Consider the following 17,943-nt stretch of genomic DNA (forward strand, 5'->3'; position numbering starts at 1 on the left):
CACCTCTTAGAATCCCATTTTCTCAGCCTTGGCCAATACATCCTCGATGGAGCCCACACCACGGAAAGCGTCTTCTGGCAGCTTATCGTGCTTACCTTCAAGGATTTCCTTGAAACCACGAACCGTTTCAGCTACTGGTACATAAGAACCTGGCTGACCGGTAAATTGCTCCGCCACATTGAAGTTCTGTGACAGGAAGAACTGAATCCGCCGCGCACGTGCAACCAAAGTCTTCTCATCGTCAGACAACTCATCCATACCAAGGATAGCAATGATATCCTGCAATTCATGATAACGTTGCAAGACCCGCTTAACCTCTGCTGCCACTGCATAGTGCTCTTCTCCGACAATCTCTGGTGAAAGGGCACGAGAGCTGGAAGCCAGTGGATCCACGGCTGGATAAATCCCTAACTGAACCAATTTCCGTTCTAGGTTGGTCGTAGAGTCTAAGTGAGCAAAAGCTGTCGCTGGCGCAGGGTCAGTATAGTCATCCGCTGGCACATAAATAGCCTGGATGGAAGTAACGGAACCTTTCTTGGTCGATGTGATCCTTTCTTGTAACTGTCCCATTTCCGTCGCAAGTGTCGGTTGGTAACCAACGGCTGACGGCATGCGGCCCAAAAGGGCAGACACTTCCGAACCAGCCTGCGTAAAGCGGAAGATGTTGTCAATAAAGAGCAACACATCCTGACCTTCCACATCACGGAAATATTCCGCGATAGTCAGTCCGGTAAGAGCAACCCGCATCCGAGCTCCTGGCGGTTCATTCATCTGACCAAAGACCATAGCGGTCTTTTCGATAACGCCAGACTCTTTCATTTCCCAGTAGAGGTCATTCCCTTCACGCGTCCGTTCACCAACACCCGTAAAGACAGAAATCCCCCCGTGTTCTTGGGCAATATTGTGGATCAATTCCTGAATCAGGACAGTCTTCCCAACTCCGGCACCACCAAAGAGACCAACTTTCCCACCTTTCAGATAAGGAGCTAGAAGGTCGATAACCTTGATCCCTGTTTCCAAGATTTCTGATGAAGTCGATAGTTCATCAAAGGTCGGTGCCTTCTTATGAATCGGCTGGCGCTCTGCATCAGCAGGAAATGGCGCATCCAAGTCAATAGTATCCCCAAGGACATTGAACACCCGCCCCAGAGTTTCCTTGCCGACTGGCACAGAAATCGGACGACCAGTATCCAAGACCTCTAAACCACGCGTCAAACCATCGGTCGACTCCATGGCAATGGTCCGCACCACACCGTCACCAAGCTCAAGAGCTACTTCAAGGACGATTTTTGATTTTTTCTCATCATTTTTATAGACTACAAGTGCATTATTTATCTCAGGTAGTTTGTCTCCGGCAGCAAACGCAACGTCTACGACCGGCCCGATAACCTGAGCAATTTTGCCTGAGCTCATGTTTTTTCCCTCGTTTAATTTCTAATTCATTTGTGGCCTTATTCTAGGGCACTTGCACCCGCCACGATTTCAGTAATTTCCTGCGTAATGGCAGCCTGCCGAGCGCGGTTGTACTGAATAGTCAAATCACTGATGACCTTTTTAGCATTGTCTGTCGCTGTCTGCATAGCAGTCATGCCGGCAGCATTCTCAGCCGTCTTGGCATCAATAATAGCACCGTAAATCATGCTCTCTGCAAACTGGGGCAGCAGTTGGTCCAAGATAGAATCCCGACTGGACTCCAGTTCCAGATTCAGCGTATAATCTTCATCAGCTTCATTGGGGTCCAAGTCAATAATTGGCAGCATCTGCTCCACCCGCATCTGACTGGTCAGACTGTTGACATGGTGATTATAGCAGACATAGAGCTCATCGAAGAGCTCATTCTGATACATCTCAATGGTCTTGCTAATGATTTTACGGACTTCATCAAAGCTAGGTTGATCGGCTAGACCACGCAGCTCATAAACTGGCTGAATCCCCCGAGCTCGGAAGAAATCCGCACCGACACTTCCGATACAGATGACTTCAAAGTCCTCTCCAGTCGGATGGTACTCAGCTTTCAGCTCCATCAAAGCCTTAAGGATAGTCGCATTGTAGCCACCTACCAGCCCGCGGTCAGAAGTAATGACGATATAGGCTGATTTCTTAACTGGCCGACTGATTAACATCGAGTGATGACGGGCATTTTCTGCCTCGTGGCCATGCAGCATATCCGTAACTAACTTACGAACTTTCTGGGCATAGACCTGAAAGTTCTTAGCTGCTTCCTCAGATTTTCCCAGCTTAGCAGCAGAAACCATCTGCATGGCATTGGTGATTTGACTGGTGTTTTTCGTGGATGCAATTTTATTTTTAATATCATTTAATGAAACTGCCATCTGACACCTCTATTTCTATTTGAAGCTAGACTGGTCAATAAACTCAGTAATGGCAGCATCCAAGACTTCCTCACTTGGAAGGTCTTTCGTTGTCCGAATGGTTTCATAAATGCTTTCTTGATGTGCATCAAAGTAGGCAAATAGTTCTGACTCAAAGCGCAGAATATCGTCTACTGGCACACTGTCTAAGAAACCATGGGTCAAAGCATAGAGAATCACGACCTGTTTTTCAACCGGCAGCGGCTCATGAATCGGCTGCTTCAAGACTTCTACAGTCCTGCGGCCACGATTGAGCTTGGCCTGCGTTGCCGCATCCAAATCACTACCAAACTTAGTAAAGGCCTCCAGCTCCCGATAAGAAGCCAGGTCGATACGCAGGGTTCCAGCTACTTTCTTCATAGCCTTGATTTGGGCTGAGCCACCAACCCGTGATACAGAAGAACCTGCATCAATGGCCGGACGTACCCCAGCATTGAACAAGCTGTCGCTGAGGAAAATTTGTCCATCAGTGATTGAAATCACGTTGGTCGCGATATAAGCCGAAATGTCTCCTGCCTGCGTTTCAATAAATGGCAGAGCTGTAATCGAACCACCGCCCAGCTCATCAGAAACCTTGGCTGAACGCTCCAAGAGACGGCTATGCAGATAGAAAACATCCCCTGGAAAGGCCTCACGGCCTGGCGGACGACGGAGCAGGAGGGACAGTTCACGGTAGGCCACCGCCTGCTTAGACAAGTCATCATAGACAATCAAAACATGCTTGCCATTATACATGAACTCTTCTGCCATCGCTACACCAGCATAAGGCGCTAGGAAAAGCAAAGGCGACGGCTGTGAAGCAGAGGCTGTCACGACAATCGTATAGTCTAAAGCACCATACTGACGGAGCGTTTCTACCTGCGTACGGACTGTAGATTCTTTCTGTCCAATTGCCACATAGATACAAATCATATCCTGACCTTTCTGGTTCAGGATGGCATCAATGGCAATGGTCGTCTTCCCAGTCTGACGGTCCCCGATAATCAGCTCCCGCTGGCCACGGCCAATCGGAACCAAGGCATCAATAGCCTTGAGACCTGTCTGCAAAGGCTCAGATACTGACTTACGCTGCATGACACCCGGAGCCGGCGTTTCAACTGGACGTGTCTTGTCCGTGACAATATCACCAAGTCCATCAACAGGACGCCCCAGCGGATCAACAACCCGTCCAATCAAGGCCTCGCCCACAGGAACTTCCATGATTTTACCAGTCCGGCGAATGGTATCTCCCTCACGAATGTCTGTAAAGTCTCCCAAGATGATAATCCCAACATCGGTCGACTCTAGATTTTGCGCCATACCATAAGAGCCATTTTCAAAGATTAACAGCTCTCCGCTCATAGCCTTATCCAGTCCATGAGCACGCGCAATTCCATCACCAATATAAGTGACGACCCCTGTTTCTGTGACGTCAAAATTTGGCTGGAAATTTTCAATTTGTTGCTTAATTAAAGCGCTGATTTCTTGTGCGTTAATCGCCAAAATTCACACCACTTTCTATTTCAATTTTTCTTTTACGACTTGCAATTGACGTTTTATGCTTGCATCAATTGTTTTGTTATTGGCAGAGATGACAAAGCCGCCAATCAAGCTGCTGTCCAATTCTTCCTTGAGCGAACGGACTTTTAGGCCCATCTTCTGCTCAATAATCGGCCGAATCTTCTCCTTCTGACTGGCTGTCAAAGGCTGAACAGAGCGCAGCGTCACCTCAAACTCATTGCTGATCTTTTCAAGCTGGTGCTGACTCTCCAGCACAATCTCATAAAAGAGGTCCTCGCGATGATTGAGAATGACAATTTCAATCAGATTATCAAGCAGCTGGGAGCCTGAGTTTTGAAAGAGCCGCAGACTCTTTTCTTTCTCGTGGTCACTGATGCCGATATGTGACAAAAAGTCAGCAAGGCCAGTCTCCGCGAAAACAGCCTTAATCTGACTCAGTTTTTCAAAAACATCTTCTTGCTGACCTTTTTCAAAGACCGTCTGAACAAAAGGCAAAGCATATTTCTCAATGATTGCATATTGCTTCTTATCCATCAGGCATCTCCTAACTGTTTGATATAGCGGTCAATGAGCTCGCTCTGAGCTTCCTTATCCAGCTCCTGACTCAAAATCTTACTAGCCAGAGTTACTGTCAAGTCGGCTACTTCTCCTTTGATGCTGCTCATAGCCTCTGCCTTGTTTTGGGCAATTTCCTGATTGGCTTTAGCTTTCAAACGCCCTGCTTCTTCTGCCGCATTAGCTAGGATTCCAGCCTTGTTCTTTTCAGCTGTCTCCTTAGCTGTTTCAACGATAGTAACGGCTTCCGCACGACTTCCTGCCAACTCATGCTCCCGCTTTTGAGCCAGTTCTTCTGCTTTTTGACGCGCAGATTCTGCACTATCAATATCGTCAGAAATTTTCTTTGCTCTTTCTTCAAAAATGCTGGTGATATTGCCCCAAGCAAATTTTTTGATGAGGACAATCAAAAGAAGAAAGGAACCTGCCACAAGGATAAAGTTTCCAATCAATTCACCTATGGTTATATTCATTTATTCGACTCCTTTCTCTTTATTCCTCACCATTAATTTTCTTGCCCAAGTACATGGATGTCAACATAGTGAAAACATAAGCCTGAATGCAAGAAATAAAAACGGAAAAAGCTGTCCATACAAAATTAGCAACAAAAGCTACTGGGTACCAATAAAAAGCCTGATGAGAAAGGGTCACCAGCAAACCAGCTAAAACTTCCCCTGCAAAGATATTCCCGTAAATCCGCAAGGCTAAAGAAGCGAAGTTGGTGAACTCTTCCAAGATATTCATTGGCGTCATAAAGCCCGGTGTCGCAAAAGCTTTCAGATATTTTTTCACGCCTCGGCGACGAATGCCTTCTACATGGCAAATCAAAGTGATCAAGAAAGACATGCTAAGGTCAAAACCGAGGTTAGCCGTTGGTGACGTCCAAAGATTTTCACCGCTGGTCGTTTGCAATTTTGCCATGAGACCAAGGTTATTGGCTATTACCAAAAACAAGAAAAGTGAAAACAAAAACAAAGAATAATTCTTCATATATTTGCTTCCGATATTTCCCTTGGTAAAGTCAATCACAAAATCATAGAGATATTCTAAGGCATTTTGCTTTCCCGACGGCTTAAGGGTCATCTTGCGGCTCGCCCAATAAACAAAGGCAAAGACCATGAGAACAGCTAAAAGAGACATAGCAAGCAGGGTCAAATCAAAGGTCACAGGACCTAACTGAATGGTTGGATTTACACTTTCTTCCAACTAACTCCCCTCCTTTTCTAAAGATGAAAAACTTTCCTGTTCTTACTTGATGATGAATGCCATAACCAATGTTACAAAGAAAGTACCTTCGATAAAGGCAATCCCCATAATCATCAAAGTTCTTAATTGACCGATAATCTCTGGCTGACGAGACGCTGATTTGAAAAGGTTACTCATAAGCATTCCTTCTGCAATCGAAACACCCATACAGGCAAGACAAAGTCCTAAAAATGTTAAATTCATGATGACTTCTCCTTTATATTTTAAAATTTACTTCCTTAGTTTACTCCTAAAATATCGAATAGTCAATCTTTTGCCACCATTGTAAGCGTTTTTTGTTTCTTTCTTTTGATTTATAAATTTTCTTGTCAAAACAATTGAATTATTATTGATATACAAACTATTCTGCTATATAAATAAGAAGAAAGTGATTAAAATTTCACTTATTTCATATGTTTTTTAAAGAAAAAAGAGCAAAGTGATTATTTGCTCTTGATTTTTCTATGATTATGGATGGCTAACAATCAACTGCATATCTCCAGACAAGGTCCATTCTGTGACATCGCTAGGCAGGATGAAATGCTCCCCTTTTTCAAGAGGATAAACTGCCCCACCAACTTCTAGCTCACCGACACCTTCCAAGACACTGACCAAGCTATAGTCTGCTGTCTTTTTAAAATTGACTGAACCGGCAATATCCCACTTGTAAACAGCAAAGAAGTCATTGGCCACCAAAAGAGTAGAAGTCAAACTATCTGCCTGAATGGTAACAGGACGGCTATTGGCTGGATCACCGATAGTCAGAACGTCAATCGACTGCTCCAAATGCAGCTCACGAAGATTACCAGCATCGTCCTTACGATCAAAGTCATAGACACGGTAGGTTGTGTCACTGGACTGCTGAGTTTCTAAAATCAGAATCCCCGAGCCAATGGCATGCATGGTGCCACTTGGTACATAGAAGAAGTCACCAGCCTTGACTGGGATTTTGGTCAGGAGACGGTCCCAGTCCTTGCTCTCAATCTGCTGGCGCAGCTCTTCCTTGCTCTTGGCATTGTGACCATAAATAATCTCTGCTCCTTCGTCTGCAGCAATGACATACCAGCATTCAGTCTTACCAAGCTCCCCTTCGTGCTCTAGTCCATAGGCATCATCAGGATGGACCTGAACACTAAGCCAGTCATTGGCATCTAAAATCTTCGTCAAAAGTGGAAAGACTGGTTCCGGACGATTGCCAAAAAGCTCACGGTGCTCGGCATAGAGAACATCTAACTTCTGGCCGGCAAATCGTCCGTTCTTGACGGTTGACACACCATTGGGATGAGCCGAGATAGCCCAGTACTCCCCTACATGGTTGCTGGGAATCTCATAGCCAAAGACATCGCGCAGCTTGGTTCCGCCCCAGATCTTCTCCTGCATCACAGACTGTAGAAATAATGGTTCTGACATAGTTTTCTCCTTAAATATTTTTTAGATCCACCAAGGAATAATCCAAGGAATAATCCTTGGTGTCGAAACGGTTGTTACTGCTTCTATTATAATATAGCTGGAAGTCCTTTGTCTACTCTCTGCTGAAAACAGGTCCTTTATAATAAAAAGAGTAAAGCTCCCCAGAAAATGCCGCAAAGATAGCCGACCAGCACATCCTTTGGATAGTGCACACCGCCAATCACACGCACTACGGCCAGCCCTGCTGAAAGCAAGAGGCAGATAAGCCCCGGCAGCCAGAAAAAGTAGAGCAGGCACATGGAAATCACTGTAGCCGAAAAGACATGGCGGCTGGGCATGGACTTGCCTGATGTATCCTTAGCCAGCAAGGGTTGAATAGCCCATTTCTCGTAAGGGCGTGCTTGATTCAGCCGTTTGCGAATAGCTGACAACAGAGCAAATCCAATGGCTGGTAAGAAGAAAAAAGTAAGCAGCCCTTTCCAGTCTTCCGTCAGAAAGGCACTAATTAGAACGAGACCATAAACAATAGGTATGAAGAGGGTCATTCCCCTATTGAAGTAAACCAGCCCTTTCAGCCACTGAGGGCGACTGCGAAAAGGAGCCGTTAATTGTTGATAAAAAATCGTGTAGTCTTTCATGCTTTCTTACCCTGCTTTTCTAAAAGTTGGATTCTCATACTTTCTCTACTATAGCATATTTCTAGACAAGATGGTAGATGGATAGCAAAAGAGACTGAGGCCCAGGCCCCAATCTCTTATTGTTCATGTTTTCTCAGGAGTATTATTTCTCCAAGTTCCAGATTTCCTTGGCATATTGCTCAATGGTATCGTCTGAAGTAAACTTGTCTGATGTAGCGATATTAATCAAGCTCATGCGGGCCCATTTTTCTTTGTCACGATAGAGAGCATCAATCTTCTCTTGAGCTTCTACATAGGCATGAAAGTCTTCCAAAAGGAAGTATTCGTCATTGTGGGTAATGAGGGCTTCATAGATTTCAGATCCTTCTTCACGGACGTTTGGAATGGTGCCGTTGACAAAGGTATCGACCACTCGGCGAATATCTGGATTGCTTTCATAGACACCGCGTGAGTAGTAATCGTGGCGGGCATAGTGCTCGTAAACTTGGTCCTTGTCCATCCCAAAGATGACAATATTGTCGTCACCGACCTCGTCCTTGATTTCGATATTGGCTCCATCCAGAGTAGCCAAGGTAATGGCACCTGTCATCATGAACTTCATGTTGGAAGTACCAGAAGCCTCCTTGGAAGCCAGAGAAATCTGCTCTGATACATCTGCTGCAGGAATGATGAGCTCAGCTAGGCTGACCCGGTAGTTTTCTAGGAAAACAACCTTGAGTTTGCCTTGCAGGCTTTCATCCTTGTTGACCAGATTGGCTACTTCATTGATTAGCTTGATAACAGACTTAGCAAAGTGGTAGCCTGGAGCAGCCTTGGCACCGAAGATAAAGACGCGTGGCACCATATCCTTGTCAGGATCGTCCTTGAGGTCCCAGTAGAGCTTGATGATATGAAGCAGGTTGAGTAGCTGACGCTTGTAAGCGTGGAGACGTTTCACCTGGACATCAAAGATGGCTTCTGTAGAGACTTCCACTCCTGTTGATTCCTTGATGAAGTCAGCCAGACGAGCCTTGGCTTCTTGCTTCACTCGATAAAAATCGCCCAGCACTTGCTGATTGTCCTTGAATTCCAAAAGCTTACGCAGCTCATGGATATCGCTTCGCCAGCCCTTACCAATCAGCTTATCAATCTCAGCCGATAAAGGCTCATCCGCAATTTGCAGCCAGCGGCGCTGGATAATGCCATTGGTCTTGTTATTAAACTTCTCTGGGTAAATGCTGTAAAAATCACGCAAGGTGTCTTCTTTGAGCAGTTCTGTGTGGAGTTTGGCAACACCATTGATTGAATGACCACCGATGATAGCCAAGTGAGCCATGTGGATTTGATTGTCCTTGACAATCCGAGTGTTTTCGATGACTTGCGGATCAAGGCCACGCCCAGCCATTTCAGCTACATAGCGGTTGTCAATTTCAAGGATAATCTGATAAACCCGCGGCAGGACATTCTTAAAGAGCTCTGCATCCCATTTTTCCAAGGCTTCAGACAGAATGGTATGGTTGGTATAGCTCATGGTGTTAACCGTAGCATTCCAAGCATCTGCCCATTCCAAATCGTACTCATCCATCAAGAGACGCATAAACTCAGCCGGTGCAACCGCTGGGTGGGTATCGTTGATATGGACAGAGACCTTCTCATGAATATCCTTGAGCGGACGCCCTTGCTTGAGGTAGGATTTGATAATGGTCTGCAGACCTGCACTGGTCATGAAGTATTCCTGGATCAAGCGCAGCTCTTTTCCTTCGTAGCTAGAGTCGTCGGGATAGAGAATAGCAGTGATGTCTTGCACCCGGCGACGAGCCTCAATGGTCGGATAGTCCAGTTCATGCTCCTCTGGAATTTCAACATCCCAAAGCCGGAGATTATTGACATTATCATTGCCAAAGCCAATCTGCGGCACATCGTAAGGAACGGCCCGCAAGGTTTTGGAATTCTCATAAAGTGGCACGATCCGGCCCTTTTCATTAGCATGGAGGGAAACATTTCCGAAGATTTTAACATCGACAATATCATGGTCCTTACGGGTCTCCCAGACATTGCCCAGACTGCCAAACCAAGCATCAGGAATTTCTACCTGATAGCCATCTACGATGCGTTGCTTAAAGAGTCCATAGCGATAGCGAATCCCATTTCCAAATCCTGGATAGCCAGTGGTTGCCAGCGAGTCCATAAAGGCAGCCGCCAAGCGGCCCAGACCGCCATTGCCCAAGGCCATGTCATACTCCGCATTCTTGACATCTTCAAAGTCAACGCCCAACTCGGCAAAGCCCTCCTTGACCATATCGAGGATACCTAAGTTGAGCAGATTGGTTTCCAGCATGCGTCCTGGAAGAAACTCGATAGAAAAGTAATAAGCTGTCTTTTGCTGCTGCTCAATCAACTGATTGCGACGCTCCAACCAAAGGGGCGTGATATACTTGCGGATAGTGCTGGCTAAAGCCTGAAAAAGCTCCACTGAAGTCGCATCAGCAACTTTAATCAGCTGTCTTTCATGTAGAATATCCTTAAAATCTCGAATAAAACGTTCTTTTGTTAGTTCCATAGTGGATGGTTATCTCCCTTTCTAAATAACGGGAAGCAGATTTAAACGTAGAAATACTTTTTTCAATTAAGATGGGAATCGCTCACTTCAGCCACAAGCTAAAAACAGTGCTCCAACACAGTATGATAATATATAAAAATGTAATTCTCACGGAAATCCTCCCTTGTCCAATGGGCAAGAGAGGATTTTTTATACTGATTCCAAAGTAAATGTTATAAAAGTGATTGATATAAATCACTGTAAGCCTTGCTGGCTGTATCCCAAGAGAAGTCTCTTTCCATCGCCTGTTCTTGCAGAGATTTCCAAGCTTCCTTGTCATCGGCATAGAGCTTGAGTGCTTCCTTGAAGGTCCAAGTCAGCCAGTAGCCAGAAAAGTTATTGAAGCTAAAGCCAGTTCCCTGTCCTGTATAGACATTGTAAGGCTCGACGGTATCACGCAGACCGCCCACTTCATGCACCAAAGGCAAGGTTCCGTAGCGCATGGCCATCATTTGTGAAAGGCCACAAGGTTCGAAGCGGCTTGGCATGAGGAAAATATCGCTGGCAGCGTAGATCTCCTGAGCCAAGGTTACATCAAAGAGAATATTAGCTGAAAGCTTATCAGGATAGGCATGACCAAACCAAGCGAAAGCCTGCTCAAAAGCTGGATCCCCTGTTCCCAAGAGGATAATCTGCACATCTTCCTGGAGGAGATTATGCAGCTCTTCCACTACCAAATCAAAGCCTTTCTGACGGGTCAGACGGGAAACAATCCCAACTACCGGCACATCATCACGCACAGGCAGACCAACTCGCTCTTGCAAAGCTCGCTTGTTTTCTAGTTTACCAGATAAGTCAGATTTGTTAAAGTGATGGGCTAATAGCGGATCCGTTTCTGGATTATAGATATCTGTATCTATACCGTTGACAATTCCGACCAGCTTACCGGACTCCATCCGCAGGATTTGATCCAAATTGCAGCCAAATTCTGGTGTACGGATTTCGCCTGCATAGCTAGGTGATACAGTTGTCACTCGGTCCGCATAGAGAATACCAGCCTTCATCCAATTGAGACAGTCATTCCAACGTAGGGTGCCATCTGCATAGCGCTCATAGCCCACTCCAAATAGTTCCCAAAGCATGCTGTCAGGGAACTGACCTTGGAACTCCAGATTATGGATGGTCAAGACAGTCTTGATATTCTGATATGCTTGAATCCAATGGTATTTTTCCTTAACCAAGAAAGGAATCATAGCTGTATGATAATCGTGAACATGCAGAACATCTGGAATGAAATCAATCCGCTCCATCAGCTCAACCGCTGCTAACTGGAAGTAAGCAAAGCGCTCACCATCATCAAAATCCCCGTAAACATGGCCGCGGAAGAAATAATGCTGATTGTCAATAAAATAGAAGGACACACCATTCAAGACCAGTCGCTTGACTCCAACGTACTGGCGACGCCAGCCAACACTGACTTCAAAGTAGAAAAGGTCTTCCACTTGGTCGCCAAATTTGGCATGGGTCATGTCATAGTAAGGCAGAATGACACCAACTTCATGGCCAGCCTTGACCAGTGATTTGGGGAGAGCGCCGATAACGTCTCCCAAACCACCTGTTTTAGAAAATGGGGCTCCTTCTGCTGCTGCAAATAAAATCTTCATCGAATTATGTCCTCTGTAACTTTTTGGCTCTTCTTGACTACGATTGGGTCTTCTGCAGTTCCGCGAATCACCACTCCTTCGCCAATTTCAACACCCTTGTCCACAATCGCGTACTCGACAGTTGCATTTTCTCCAACTTTCACTCGAGGGAAGAGAACACTGTGTTTAACACTGCTTCCAGTCTTAATCTTGGTATTCCGCGAAATCACAGAATTGATGACCTCACCTTCCACAATGCTTCCTGACGCAAACTGGGAGCGAGATACTTTTGAAGACTCAGCATAGTAAGTTGGCTCTTCATTCTTAACCTTTGTGTAAATCTTTTGGTTCGGACTGAAAAGAGAGTAGAATTTCTTACTTTCAAGCATATCGATATTGGATCTGTAGTAGGTCTCTACAGAATAGATATTCGCCAGATAGCCTGTATATTCGTAGGCAAATGCCCCTTCCTGAGTTGCTAAATCACGCAGGACATAGCGAAGTTTTTGCGGATGCTCTTTCTTGGCTTCTTCTTCCAGCTTTTCAATCAGCCATGGAGTATCCAACACAAAGATGTCTGTAGACATATTAAAGAGCTCAGCATCTTCTCGACCATCAAAGAGTTTATGACCTCTAACATGGTCCGTCTCATCAATATCTAGGACAGCATTTACATCCGAAATATTTTCCTTATGCAATTTCTTATAGACAACTGTAATCGGCTGTTCTGTTGTATTGTGCAAATGGAAAACTTGATTGAGGTCAATATTGACCAAGATATCGCAGTTAAGTGCGACCGTTTGGTTGGAACCAGAGCGTTTCAGATAGGTCAAAAGCTGATCATAGTATTCCTCACCGACTGTAGAGCTTTCTACACGAGTATTGTAGATTCCTAGGTAATAGTGGCTAAGCAAAGTAGACAGACCCCACTCACGACCTGAACGAATATGGTCAAAAACAGAGCTGATATTGTCCTGCTGGAAGATACCAAAGACACTGCGGATACCAGCATTGGCAAGACTTGAAAGCGGGAAGTCAATCAAACGGTATTTCCCACCGAATGGCAAGCTGGCTACTGGACGATGATTTGTCAGAGTTGACATATCATGAAAGCCGACTGTATTTCCTAAAATTGCTGAGTATTTATCAATCTTCATCTTTTGGTACCCCCACTTTCTCGTTGTATCCAACAACATATACTTCCTCTGTACCATCAATCTCTACACCATCAGAGATGATAGCCCCTTCACCGATAATGGCCCGCTTGATCTTAGCGTCTTTGCCAATAACAGCTCCACTCATGATGACAGAGTCTTCAATGACTGCGCCCTTTTTGACTTGAGCACCAGTAGAAAGAATAGAGTGTTTTACTGTACCGTCAACGAAACAGCCATCAACGACCAGCGAATCTTCTACATGGGAATTTTCACTGATGAAGTTTGGCGGAGAAATCAAGTTGCGAGAATAAATTTTCCAGCGACGATTGCGGCTATCCAGAGCATTTTCTGGGCTGATGTATTCCATGTTGGCTTCCCAGAGAGACTCTACTGTACCAACGTCTTTCCAATAGCCTGCAAAGTCATAAGCATAAACGCTTTCTCCAGATTCAAGATAGTTAGGGATAACATTCTTACCAAAGTCAGACATATCCACATTACTCTTTTCAGCAGCTACCAGCATATTGCGCAGACGCTGCCAGTCAAAGATATAAATCCCCATAGAAGCCTTGGTTGACTTAGGATGTTCTGGTTTTTCTTCAAATTCAACAATCCGATTATTAGCATCTGTATTCATGATACCAAAACGGCTGGCTTCTTTGAGAGGCACATCCAAAACAGCAACTGTCAGGCTGGCATTGTTGTCCTTGTGAGATTGAAGCATATCATCATAGTCCATCTTGTAGATATGGTCCCCAGACAAAATCAGGACATACTCAGGATTGATACTGTCGATATAGTCAATATTTTGATAAATCGCATGGCTGGTACCTTCAAACCAACGATTTCCTTCGCTCGCAGAATAAGGCTGAAGAATGGACACGCCCGAGTTAATACCATCGAGCCCCCAGCTAGAACCATTTCCGATATGACTGTTCAGAGCTAGTGGTTGGTATTGAGTAATGACACCGACATTGTGAATACCGGAGTTGGCACAGTTAGACAAGGCGAAGTCAATAATACGATAGCGGCCGCCAAACTGTACCGCAGGTTTTGCGATACTCTGTGTGAGCTTTCCAAGACGAGTTCCTTGCCCGCCGGCAAGAATCAAAGCTAGCATTTCATTCTTCATAGACTATTACTCCTTTGTGGAATCTTTTTTAACATTTTTTCGAGCAATCCGACGCTTGATCTTCCAGATGCTGGCTCCAAGAGCTGGCAACGTAAAGGTCAAGGTCTGTGGATAATCTTTCCAAAGTCCTTCTTGAGACTGAACTGTTTCGTTATGTTCCTTCCAAACACCTCCCCATTCTTCTAATTCAGTGTTCCATACTTCTTCATAAATGGCTTCCACTGGAACACCAATGGTAAAGTTCTTCCGCTCTACTGGCGCCATATTGAATACACAAACTAACATATCTCCTTTTTCCGTCTTACGGATGAAGGAGAGGACACTTTGATCGGTATTATCCGCATCAATGATTTCGATGCCATCGTAGCTCAAATCAATTTCCCAAAGCGGACGATTGTCTTTATAGAAGGCATTGAGTGCAGCAGTGAAGCCCTGCATCTTTTTGTTCATCTGATCGTCCAGATTAGACCATTCTAGCTGCTCTTCTGACTTCCATTCTAGGAACTGACCAAATTCTGAGCCCATAAAGAGCAGTTTCTTGCCCGGATGGCAGATTTGGTAGGTCAGCAAGTTGCGGAGCCCTGCAAATTGATTGTAACGGTCACCCCACATCTTATGCATGAGACTCTTCTTGCCGTGAACCACTTCATCATGCGAGAATGGCAGGAGGAAGTTTTCAGAGAAAGCGTACATAAAGCTGAAGGTCACTAGATTAAAATCGTACTTACGATAAATCGGATCTTCCTCGTAGAAGCGAAGGATATCATTCATCCAGCCCATATTCCACTTGTAGTCAAATCCAAGACCACCCAGCTCTCTCATGCCAGTAATCTTGGTCTCTGAGGAGCTTTCCTCTGCAATCATCATGACATCAGGATGGGCTAGTTTGATAACCGTATTGAGGCGCTGCAGGAAGTAATAGCCTTCATAGTTACGATTGCCGCCATCTTTATTTGGCTGCCATGGACCGCTGTCATAGTCTAGATAGAGCATATTGCTGACAGCATCAACCCGAATTCCGTCCAGATGATAAAAATCAATCCAGAATTTAATGCTGGAAATCAAGAAAGACTGAACCTGATTCTTGCCCAAATCAAAGTTGAGAGCACCCCATCCATAGTTATGGGCCCTATCGTGGTCCTGATACTCGAAAGTCGGTGTCCCATCATAGTAGGCTAAAGCATCATCATTAATAGTGAAATGACCCGGTACCCAGTCCACAATGACACCAATATTGTTCAAGTGACATTCTTCGACGAAGTCTTGAAATTCCTCAGGCGTACCATAGGTATGCTCAAAGGCGAAGTAGCCCATAAGCTGATAACCCCAGCTAAGTCCTAGCGGGTGAGCCATAAGTGGCATGAATTCCACATGCGTATAGTTCATTTCCACCAGATAAGGAATCAAGTCTTCTTTTAACTGGGCAAAGCTATAAGGACTGCCGTCTTCATTGCGTTTCCAAGAGCCGGCATGCACTTCATAGATATTGACCGGCCGAGAGAAGAAGCCCCAACGCTTCCGGCGTGCCAGCCAAAGACCGTCTTTCCACTTCTTCTCAGGAATAGTGCGAATAACTGCTCCAGTGCCCGGACGCTCTTCCAGATAGATAGCCAGTGGATCAATTTTCAAAATTTCCTGACCACTGCTGCGCTTGATATTGTACTTGTAAATATCTCCTTCCTTAGGCAACTCCGTGAAGACTTCCCAAACGCCCGCTTCATTTCGGACCATAGGAATCTGCTCTTCATACCAATTGGTGAAATCTCCAATCAAATGTACACTCTGAGCATTAGGTGCCCAAACGCGGAAAGAGTAGCCAGACTTGCCGTCCACTTCATCCTGATGCGCCCCTAGATAATGCTGCAAATGAAAGTTTTCACCTGTTGTAAAGGTTCTTAATGCTTCGTTCTTATCCATGCAATCACCTTTCTATTTGTAAGCGTTTTCTGTAATACTATTCTACATTATTTTTATCTCTTTTTCAAGTAAATTTCAAATATCCTTACGGAAAATCACTAAAACCGAACATTAGCTGAAATTAGTAATAAATGAGAGAGAAAACACTGCATTTTGTGTCTCTCGATATGTTTTAATTCCTTTTTCACTAAATATAGGAGCTATCCAAAACAAGAAAAAGATGAAAATTTTCATAAAGATATAGACCAATATGTAAATTTACATTTTAAAATAATAAGCAATTAAACATATAAATGATTAATTCTTTTCAAATCATGAGTTAATCTTATTAAATTTACAAGTTCATCAATGTAAGAAAAAAGGCCGCACAAAGCCGCCTTTCTCATTATTTCACATCAAACACGATGGATTTCACTTGTGTCATCGCTTCGATACTGTAACGAATCCCTTGCACTCCTGCTCCAGATCCCTTAACACCAAGGAATGGGAAGTTATCTGGACCACGTTGGGTCTTATTATTGATGTGTACAGTACCCACTTCCAGTTTCTCAGCAATTTCAAATGCTTTAGGGAAATCATTTGTAAAGACTGAAGATTGAAGACCAAACTCTGACTGGTTACAGATCTGAATAGCCTCTTCAACGGAAGTCACACGAATAATCGGAAGAACAGGACCAAATGGCTCTTCCCAAGCTAATTTCATATCCAGTGTCACATGGTCAAACAAGGCAGGCCAGATGAGATTTGCTTCACGTTTGATTTCTGTCAAGGCTGACGCTCCCTTTTCCTGAGCATCTTCAATCAAGCCCCAGATGAAATCTGCTGATGCATTATCAATGACTGGTGTGATATCCGCATTATCAAAGGGATCACCAACCGTCAGTTTCTCTACCTCTGCCTTAATCAGCGCCGCTAATTTATCTGCTACGCTCTCCATGACAATGACACGTTTAATAGCCGTACAGCGCTGACCGGAATAACTGTATGCCCCGCCAACAATCTGCTTAGCTGCATGCTCCAAGTCAGCATCTTCCAGCACGACTGCAGCATCCTTACCACCCAATTCTAACATAATTGGACGCATACCAGCCAACTTACCGATGCGCTCACCGATTGGAGTGGAGCCAGTAAAGTTAATGTAGTTTACTTCCTTATGCTCAATGATGTAATCCCCGATTTCTGAACCACGTCCTGTGATGGTATTGAAAACACCAGCAGGCAGACCAGCCTCAGCAAAAGCCTGAGCCAAGAGCAGACCAGAGATTGAACCTTGAGTAGGTGGCTTAAACATCACGACATTTCCGCCGATAAGGGCAGGAGCAATTTTGGAACCAGACAGGTTGACTGGGTAGTTAAATGGCGCAATGGCCAGTACAACTCCTACAGGCTCACGACGAACCACAGCCAATTTTTTCTTGCTGGCAGCTTCAAAGCCGCCACCTTCCATAACCTGACCGTGAATACGAATGCCTTCTTCAGCCGCATAGCGAATCAAGTCTGCTGTCCGGACTACCTCTCCGACTGCCGCTTTGATACCCTTGGCAACTTCTTTTGCAAGAATTTCGCCAATCTTCTCCTGATCGCGCTCCAAAATATCCGCAACCTTATGCAAATAAGCTGCACGCTCAACTGCTGAAAGAGCTCGCCAAGCTGGCAAAGCCGCACGAGCGCTCGCCATCGCATAGTCAACCTCTGTCTGAGTCATGGCAGGCACAGTTCCTAAAATCTCATTGTTGATAGGAGATGAGATGGTAATTTCATTTTCAGAAACTTTCCACTCTCCATTTATATAGTTTTTATATTGTGTCACTTGTCCCCTCCAAAATGTTATTAAATATTATTTTACCAAATTTTCT

15 protein-coding genes are annotated in these 17,943 nt (G+C 44.8%); all 15 read right to left on the reverse strand.

Annotation, left to right across the window (positions count from 1 at the left end; genetic code table 11):
- Nucleotides 1–6 precede the first annotated feature (6 nt).
- Nucleotides 7–1,413 (reverse strand): F0F1 ATP synthase subunit beta, encoded by a 1,407-nt coding sequence (atpD, locus tag HMPREF9378_RS06110; RefSeq protein WP_002897903.1) that lies wholly within the window; start codon nt 1,411–1,413, stop codon nt 7–9.
- A gap of 38 nt (nt 1,414–1,451) precedes the next feature.
- Nucleotides 1,452–2,333: a F0F1 ATP synthase subunit gamma gene (locus tag HMPREF9378_RS06105; RefSeq protein ID WP_002895995.1), complete on the reverse strand. Its 882-nt coding sequence runs from the start codon at nt 2,331–2,333 to the stop codon at nt 1,452–1,454.
- 15 nt (nt 2,334–2,348) lie between these two features.
- Entirely contained in the window at nt 2,349–3,854 is a 1,506-nt protein-coding gene (gene atpA / locus HMPREF9378_RS06100; protein WP_002895997.1) for a F0F1 ATP synthase subunit alpha, read from the reverse strand.
- Nucleotides 3,855–3,869: 15 nt separating this feature from the next.
- Nucleotides 3,870–4,406, reverse strand: coding sequence for a F0F1 ATP synthase subunit delta (locus HMPREF9378_RS06095; RefSeq protein ID WP_002904151.1), 537 nt, complete (start codon nt 4,404–4,406; stop codon nt 3,870–3,872).
- Nucleotides 4,406–4,900 (reverse strand): F0F1 ATP synthase subunit B, encoded by a 495-nt coding sequence (gene atpF / locus HMPREF9378_RS06090; protein ID WP_002912080.1) that lies wholly within the window; start codon nt 4,898–4,900, stop codon nt 4,406–4,408. The genes HMPREF9378_RS06095 and atpF overlap by 1 nt, the downstream gene beginning before the upstream one ends.
- Before the next feature lie 19 nt (nt 4,901–4,919).
- Nucleotides 4,920–5,633 (reverse strand): F0F1 ATP synthase subunit A, encoded by a 714-nt coding sequence (gene atpB, locus HMPREF9378_RS06085; RefSeq protein ID WP_002912078.1) that lies wholly within the window; start codon nt 5,631–5,633, stop codon nt 4,920–4,922.
- A 42-nt stretch (nt 5,634–5,675) separates the two neighbouring features.
- The gene (locus HMPREF9378_RS06080) at nt 5,676–5,876 is read right to left on the reverse strand and encodes a F0F1 ATP synthase subunit C (RefSeq protein WP_002913737.1); all 201 of its coding nucleotides are present in this window, start codon (nt 5,874–5,876) and stop codon (nt 5,676–5,678) included.
- Nucleotides 5,877–6,140: 264 nt separating this feature from the next.
- Nucleotides 6,141–7,082 (reverse strand): mannose-6-phosphate isomerase, class I, encoded by a 942-nt coding sequence (gene manA / locus HMPREF9378_RS06075; protein ID WP_002913739.1) that lies wholly within the window; start codon nt 7,080–7,082, stop codon nt 6,141–6,143.
- Between the two features lie 137 nt (nt 7,083–7,219).
- The gene (locus HMPREF9378_RS06070; RefSeq protein WP_002900746.1) at nt 7,220–7,720 is read right to left on the reverse strand and encodes a phosphatase PAP2 family protein; all 501 of its coding nucleotides are present in this window, start codon (nt 7,718–7,720) and stop codon (nt 7,220–7,222) included.
- Between the two features lie 142 nt (nt 7,721–7,862).
- On the reverse strand, nt 7,863–10,259 hold the full coding sequence (locus tag HMPREF9378_RS06065; protein ID WP_002900747.1) for a glycogen/starch/alpha-glucan phosphorylase: 2,397 nt from the start codon (nt 10,257–10,259) through the stop codon (nt 7,863–7,865).
- 212 nt (nt 10,260–10,471) lie between these two features.
- Complete coding sequence (glgA, locus tag HMPREF9378_RS06060; RefSeq protein WP_002900748.1) at nt 10,472–11,902, reverse strand: glycogen synthase GlgA; 1,431 nt, start codon at nt 11,900–11,902, stop codon at nt 10,472–10,474.
- Entirely contained in the window at nt 11,899–13,038 is a 1,140-nt protein-coding gene (gene glgD, locus HMPREF9378_RS06055) for a glucose-1-phosphate adenylyltransferase subunit GlgD (protein ID WP_002900749.1), read from the reverse strand. The genes glgA and glgD overlap by 4 nt, the downstream gene beginning before the upstream one ends.
- Complete coding sequence (locus HMPREF9378_RS06050) at nt 13,028–14,170, reverse strand: glucose-1-phosphate adenylyltransferase (RefSeq protein ID WP_002897914.1); 1,143 nt, start codon at nt 14,168–14,170, stop codon at nt 13,028–13,030. The genes glgD and HMPREF9378_RS06050 overlap by 11 nt, the downstream gene beginning before the upstream one ends.
- Nucleotides 14,171–14,176: 6 nt before the next feature.
- Nucleotides 14,177–16,087 carry a 1,4-alpha-glucan branching protein GlgB gene (gene glgB / locus HMPREF9378_RS06045; RefSeq protein WP_002902694.1) on the reverse strand — a complete coding sequence of 637 codons (1,911 nt, stop codon included), beginning with the start codon at nt 16,085–16,087 and terminating at the stop codon, nt 14,177–14,179.
- A 385-nt stretch (nt 16,088–16,472) separates the two neighbouring features.
- Nucleotides 16,473–17,897: an NADP-dependent glyceraldehyde-3-phosphate dehydrogenase gene (locus tag HMPREF9378_RS06040; RefSeq protein ID WP_002900753.1), complete on the reverse strand. Its 1,425-nt coding sequence runs from the start codon at nt 17,895–17,897 to the stop codon at nt 16,473–16,475.
- Nucleotides 17,898–17,943 lie beyond the last annotated feature (46 nt).

Origin of the sequence: Streptococcus sanguinis SK1 = NCTC 7863 (genome assembly GCF_000194945.1) — a bacterium.
GTDB classification, from domain to species: Bacteria; Bacillota; Bacilli; order Lactobacillales; family Streptococcaceae; genus Streptococcus; species Streptococcus sanguinis.